This window comes from Winogradskyella sp., from assembly GCF_013042245.1.
GTDB lineage: Bacteria > Bacteroidota > Bacteroidia > Flavobacteriales > Flavobacteriaceae > Winogradskyella.
Window position 1 is genome coordinate 1 of sequence record NZ_JABDQL010000016.1, and the last position, 5,775, is coordinate 5,775.

A 5,775-nucleotide genomic window follows, 5' to 3' on the forward strand; every position below is an offset into this window, starting at 1 on the left:
ATATAGTAAAACTGTAACATTATGACTTTTATGGATATATTTACTATTCTGTGACATCGAGTCACAAAATAGTAATAATTAACGAGGCAAGCCTCGAGGTATTAAACCTGAAAGCGAATAAATATTAATTATAAAAAAGCAGCTCGATAAGCAGTCATGGTCGGAAGAAATTCCGACCATTTTTTTTAAGTCTCAAAATGGTCTAAGATTCCTTCATAGTGTACAACAAACATAAGTAATAGCTAAATTTCTGAGTTCCATTTTAAATCTTCTTTTAGCAGTTTTACAACCTATTTGGTTGGCTTTTTTATAGATTAAGATTAACATAGCTACGATTAAAGTCATGTATAGCACAACCTCTATTCCATTTTATTTAATGATACTAAGTGGCTTACATTGAGTTCTTGCTTTATAAAACGAAAAGAGACCTCAATATCCCAATGTCTTCTATAAGCTTGGGATACTTGCTTAGTAGATAAATCAAAATCATTGGTAATAAACCAAAACTCTTTTGATTCTTCTGTTTTGGTTTTTGCGACAATTAAACGAAAAGGCGTCTCTACCAAATCTTCCCTATAATGAACATTTCCTTTTTTGTTATGGATTGCTTTACCTGTATAAAGTTGCACTTTACTATCTTTAATAAGAGTCAATTCTCCTAAATCTAAATCTTAATCTTGTTTGGCTCGATGAGCTTCTTTTTTATTTACTAATTCAATTGGGGATTTCGCGTCAATAAGTCATCAGTTAACTCATTATAGCTTTTACTATGAGCAAATTATTAAGTTATTTGAAGTGTTAAATACAAATCAAAAACAGTTTATAAAACCAATATTTTATAACTTTATATTATGAAGAAATTTATGCCTCTTTTTTTACTATTAATAATTATTGCCAGTTGTAAAACTATAGACAGCCCTAAACCTATTACAAATGAGCGCGAAGAAAGCTTAGTGGCTAACGACACAGTTGTCATTGGTAGTGATGAAAACACTTATGAAATTATAATTATAGACCCTGGTTTTAATGCTTGGTTACGAGGTACAGCTAGACCTCGACAATACTACTCTCAAAGCTTTTTAGAGGGTCGAAACGAAATTTATGTTGCCAATTGGAATATTAGAGTCAACCAACCACAGCAGTTTGACCCAAATCTATACCAAATGCAAATTGATTATAGCCCTCATGAAGATTATGGCTATGAAATTAATTATAAACTCTATAATTACTTCATTTACTTTCAGTTAACTTACAAGCAAAGATTAGGGCCTTTTGTACCAAGAATTTAGTTTAAATTTGCAGCGTTAATCAACGCTATGGAAAATTTTAAAAAACGCTGGGAAATCACCGAAAATTGGCAACTCTTGTTTCCATTTCTCGGTGTTTTAGGTTTGGGCTATTCAAGTTATAGACTAGGGTATCTATTTTACGATACAAGTGGATTGACCTTATCAATCCTCTTGTCTATTCTATTATTTTTTATGCTCTTAAAGTTTACTTTATTTCTATTCAAAAAACTAGAACATAAATGGATTTTAGATGCTAAATGGGAAATGATTCGTGTGTTTATTGTCTTTGCCATCACTGGAAGCTCTTCTATGTTTGTTGGAAGACCCATTATTAAGCTCATAGGAATTACTAAAGAAAACTTAAACCCTACTCTCTATTGGTTTTTATTTATTATCATTGGACTGATTTTTTATCAGATTTTATTAGTTACATTTGGTTGGCTATTTGGGCAATTCAAATTCTTTTGGAATTTTGAAAAGAAAATGCTCAGACGATTTGGTTTAGGAAGATTTATAGATTGAAAATTAATACAGAACATAACATCTTTAAGATTATAGCAATAACTTTAATATTTGCTATAATTACACCTGCTATAGTTAAGTTTTCGCACGGATTCCAAAACCATGAACACGAAGTATGTTACGGGGAGTTTTCATCACATCTTCACGAAATAGATATCGATTGTGATTTTTATAAATTTAAATTGAATAAGCAATATGTTTACAGTCTAAAACCTATAAATGTTTTAGAAATTGATCATATTACTCCAGATATTACTTCATACTACTGCTTTATAAGCAATTATCAAAAACTTCATTTTTCACTTCGAGGACCACCGATTTCAGTTTAATTACTTACTGAAATTCATTCTGTTTTAAAGTACTTTGGATGTAATTACACTAGAGTATTTAAAACTAAAATATATTTTACAGACCCTATTAATGAAGTATTTTTTAACAATACTTGCTTTTGCTTTTATTCATTTAAGCTTCTCACAGAATTGTAAGTATATCTTTCTTGGAGAGGTTATTGATTTTCATGACAAAACACCAATCATTGGTGCGACTATTTATATAAAAAACCTCGATAAATATGTTACATCTGATGTTGATGGGAAATTTAGAATTGAAAAACTATGCAATGGTGAGATTACTTTAGTTATCTCTCATCTGGCTTGCGTAACAAAGACACAAACTTTTGTTATCAAAGGAGATATGGCTAAAACTATAGCCTTAGAACATCACATTGAGGAACTAAACGAAGTTTCTATAAGCGCAAAAGCTGTTAAAAAGAATACAGTAACCGCCCAAGAATCTGTTATTAAGTCTGAGGTACTTAAAAAGTACAGTAGCTTAAGCCTTGGTGATGCATTAAAAGAAGTTCCAGGTATCTCATCGATTAACACAGGAAATACTATTGTTAAACCTATGGTCAACGGTATGCATAGCAGTAGACTGCTCATTATAAATAATAATGTGCGTCTACAAGACCAAGATTGGGGTATTGAGCATGCACCAAGTATCGATATCAATTCTGCTAATCAGATATCTGTGATTAAAGGTTCTGGTGCGTTGAGATATGGTGGTGATGCTATTGGTGGTGTGGTTGTACTTAATCCTGCACGTATGATTCTTAAGGATACTTTATACGGAAAGACAATTGCAAGTGGACAAACAAACGGAAGAGGCTTTAGCCTATCTTCATCATTAAATAAAACTTTTGAAAGTGGTTGGTTTGCTAACGTTCAAGGAATGGTTAAGCAAAACGGTGATTTTGAAGCACCAGACTATATTTTAACCAATACTGGTATGCAGTCTCAAGGTTTTAGTATTAATGGAGGTAAAAAAACGTTTGAGTCTGGTTTTGAAGTATTCTATAGTTTTCTTAATAATAAAATAGGAATTTTAAGGTCTGCACACATAGGAAACATAGGAGATTTAGTGGATGCCATAAACTCTCAAGAACCATTTGTTGTTGAAGATTTTAGCTATGATATAAATTCGCCAAAGCAAGAAATTACACATCACCTACTAAAAGGGTTGTATTATAAACGCTTTAAGAATTTTGGAAAACTTAGTCTTCAGTACGATTATCAAAACAACCAACGTTTTGAATTCGATGTACGTGTCGGTGATGATAGAGATAAGCCTGCATTAGACCTTAACTTGCAAACACATTCGGTTATGGCAGATTTAATTTTAGATTCTAACCTTAATCGAAAAATGACTTTTGGGTTAATGGGACGCTATCAAAATAACTTTGCCAATCCAGATACTGGTGTGAGACGTCTTATTCCTGATTATGATAAATATGACTTTGGAATCTATGGTACGAGTGAGTGGGTTATTAATGGCAAATTAACTGTAGATGCTGGATTGAGATACGATTTTAATAGAATAAATGCTAAAAAGTTTTACCAGATTTCTAGATGGGAAGAACGCGGCTATGATACCGATTTTTCAAACACCATAATAGAAACACAAGGCTCGCAATATCTTACAAATCCTATTTTCGATTTTCATAATTTTTCGTCATCAGCGGGTCTAAAATACAGTTTAGATGATGATAGTTATCTATTAGCAAACTATAGTTTGGCGAGTAGACCACCAAATCCTTCAGAGCTTTTTAGTGATGGTTTGCACCATTCTGCAGCACGGATAGAATTGGGAGATTTACGCTTAAACCAAGAAGTTTCTAATCGTATTTCTGCAAGCTATAATTTAGATACACCTAACCTTCTGCTTAATGTGGACGTCTTTTATAATAGGGTCAATGATTTTATTTACTTAAAACCGTCAGGTATTGAACAAACGATAAGAGGCGCTTTTCCGGTATGGGAGTTTATACAGACAAATGCTTCATTTTACGGTATTGATGTATCAGCAAACTATGAGTTTACAAACAACTTGCAATGGTCCAACACGACATCCTATATAAAAGCAAATGATGTTATAGAAGATAAACCTATCATAGACATTCCTGCTTTTAACACCAATAATGCTATTACATTCAGTAAGCCTGAATGGAAAAGTTTTTCGGCTAGTTTAAAGTCAGAATGGGTATTTGAACAGAATGAATTTCCAGATTTTAATTTTGAAACTTTTATCGCTTCAACAGACGAAACTATTTTGGTAGATGTTAGTACGCCACCACCGGCATATCATCTACTTCATTTTTATGCTGAGGCTACCATTCCTATTTCAAAACAAACAACTTTGAATATAGGATTAAACGTAAATAATCTTTTAGATACAAATTACAGAACCTACTTAAATCGATTACGCTATTTCGCAGACGATTTAGGCAGAAACATTTTACTACAATTACAACTCAACTATTAATAATATTAAAAACACAAAAAACACAAAAAATGAAAAATTTAAAATTATCATTATTATTACTATTAGCTTCAATATTCACTTTTTCTTGTTCAGATGACGATAACCCTGAGGCTGTTAATGAGGAAGAAGTGATTACAACTTTAAGACTAACACTTACACCACAAGGAGGTGGAACAGCAATAGTGCTTCAGTCTCAAGATTTAGATGGAGATGGACCAAATCCTCCAGTTATAACACCAATGAGTGCACAGCTATCTGCAAATACAACATATGATGCTATCGTACAGGTTTTTAATGAATTAGAAACACCTGCAGATAATATTACGTTAGAAGTGGCTGAAGAAGATGACGAACACCAATTTTTCTACGAATTTACTGGTGCTGCAAATTCTTCTGCAAGTTACACAGATGCTGATGCTGATGGAAACCCTGTAGGGATTACAACAACTATAAGTTCTGGAGTTGTATCTACAGGTAATGCGTTAACGGTTACACTTATCCATGAACCACAAAAAGATGCAGCTGGTGTAAGTAGCGGAGATATTACCAACGCAGGAGGAGAAACTGACGTGGAAGTCACTTTCTCTTATGATGTAAATTAAAAGTTTAATTAAATCAATGACCGAAATTGATTTTGCGCTAAACCAAGAAAAGGATACCGATAAAGTAGAATTTGTTGGTACTGTACTTTGGAATAAAGCAAATAAAGTTGGTCATTTTACTAAACTCTCTGAAGCCGAACAAACTTTTGTTTTTATTGATATTTTTGAAAGCGAAATCAATAACAATGGTTTGTTTGGCTTTTTTTATAATTCATCTGGCGAGTATACACATGAAGTATTACAAGCTTTTTTGAATATTAAAGCACAAGAATCCGCAACAATTATAGACACTGCTATTCGTGTTTTTAAAACTTTACCTATTCCGAAAGATATTCTTGAAAGACGACAAGAAATAACACAATTAACAAAGGATACTTTAGACTTTTGGTCGCAACTAGAATATCAGCTTATTGAGACAGGGCAAACGCATCATAATTTGAGTATTTTTAGCATATATTGATTATTGATAGCCGCTTTTAGTCTTCTGCTTTTAATACCCACTTTAGCTTTGATATCTTTTTTAAGAAGATTTAAAGCGATTT

The 5,775-nt window shown here is 32.4% G+C and carries 6 protein-coding genes; 5 read left to right on the top strand and 1 reads right to left on the bottom strand.

Features of this window, described 5'->3' with window-relative positions; all coding sequences use genetic code 11:
* Positions 1 to 359: 359 nt before the first annotated feature.
* Positions 360 to 653 carry a transposase gene (locus HKP48_RS01085; RefSeq protein WP_296341943.1) on the bottom strand — a complete coding sequence of 98 codons (294 nt, stop codon included), beginning with the start codon at positions 651 to 653 and terminating at the stop codon, positions 360 to 362.
* A gap of 198 nt (positions 654 to 851) precedes the next feature.
* Here HKP48_RS01085 and HKP48_RS01090 point away from each other — a divergent pair, with 198 nt between their 5' ends.
* From HKP48_RS01090 to HKP48_RS01110, 5 genes are all read left to right on the top strand, one after another.
* Positions 852 to 1,289: a DUF6146 family protein gene (locus tag HKP48_RS01090; RefSeq protein ID WP_296341945.1), complete on the top strand. Its 438-nt coding sequence runs from the start codon at positions 852 to 854 to the stop codon at positions 1,287 to 1,289.
* A 27-nt stretch (positions 1,290 to 1,316) separates the two neighbouring features.
* Positions 1,317 to 1,811 (top strand): DUF6787 family protein, encoded by a 495-nt coding sequence (locus HKP48_RS01095; protein ID WP_296341947.1) that lies wholly within the window; start codon positions 1,317 to 1,319, stop codon positions 1,809 to 1,811.
* 420 nt (positions 1,812 to 2,231) lie between these two features.
* Positions 2,232 to 4,631 (top strand): TonB-dependent receptor, encoded by a 2,400-nt coding sequence (locus HKP48_RS01100; protein ID WP_296341949.1) that lies wholly within the window; start codon positions 2,232 to 2,234, stop codon positions 4,629 to 4,631.
* 29 nt (positions 4,632 to 4,660) lie between these two features.
* Positions 4,661 to 5,233, top strand: coding sequence for a type 1 periplasmic binding fold superfamily protein (locus tag HKP48_RS01105; protein ID WP_296341951.1), 573 nt, complete (start codon positions 4,661 to 4,663; stop codon positions 5,231 to 5,233).
* Positions 5,234 to 5,249: 16 nt separating this feature from the next.
* A complete protein-coding gene (locus HKP48_RS01110; RefSeq protein WP_296341953.1) occupies positions 5,250 to 5,693 on the top strand; it encodes a DUF4375 domain-containing protein in 444 nt (147 codons plus the stop codon).
* Positions 5,694 to 5,775: the final 82 nt, after the last annotated feature.

Excerpts from the sequence above, each read along its gene's own strand:
- HKP48_RS01105 (WP_296341951.1), top strand. The coding sequence starts at position 4,661 with ATGAAAAATTTAAAATTATCATTATTATTACTATTAGCTTCAATATTC.
- HKP48_RS01110 (WP_296341953.1), top strand. The coding sequence starts at position 5,250 with ATGACCGAAATTGATTTTGCGCTAAACCAAGAAAAGGATACCGATAAA.
- HKP48_RS01100 (WP_296341949.1), top strand. The coding sequence starts at position 2,232 with ATGAAGTATTTTTTAACAATACTTGCTTTTGCTTTTATTCATTTAAGC.
- HKP48_RS01090 (WP_296341945.1), top strand. The coding sequence starts at position 852 with ATGAAGAAATTTATGCCTCTTTTTTTACTATTAATAATTATTGCCAGT.
- HKP48_RS01095 (WP_296341947.1), top strand. The coding sequence starts at position 1,317 with ATGGAAAATTTTAAAAAACGCTGGGAAATCACCGAAAATTGGCAACTC.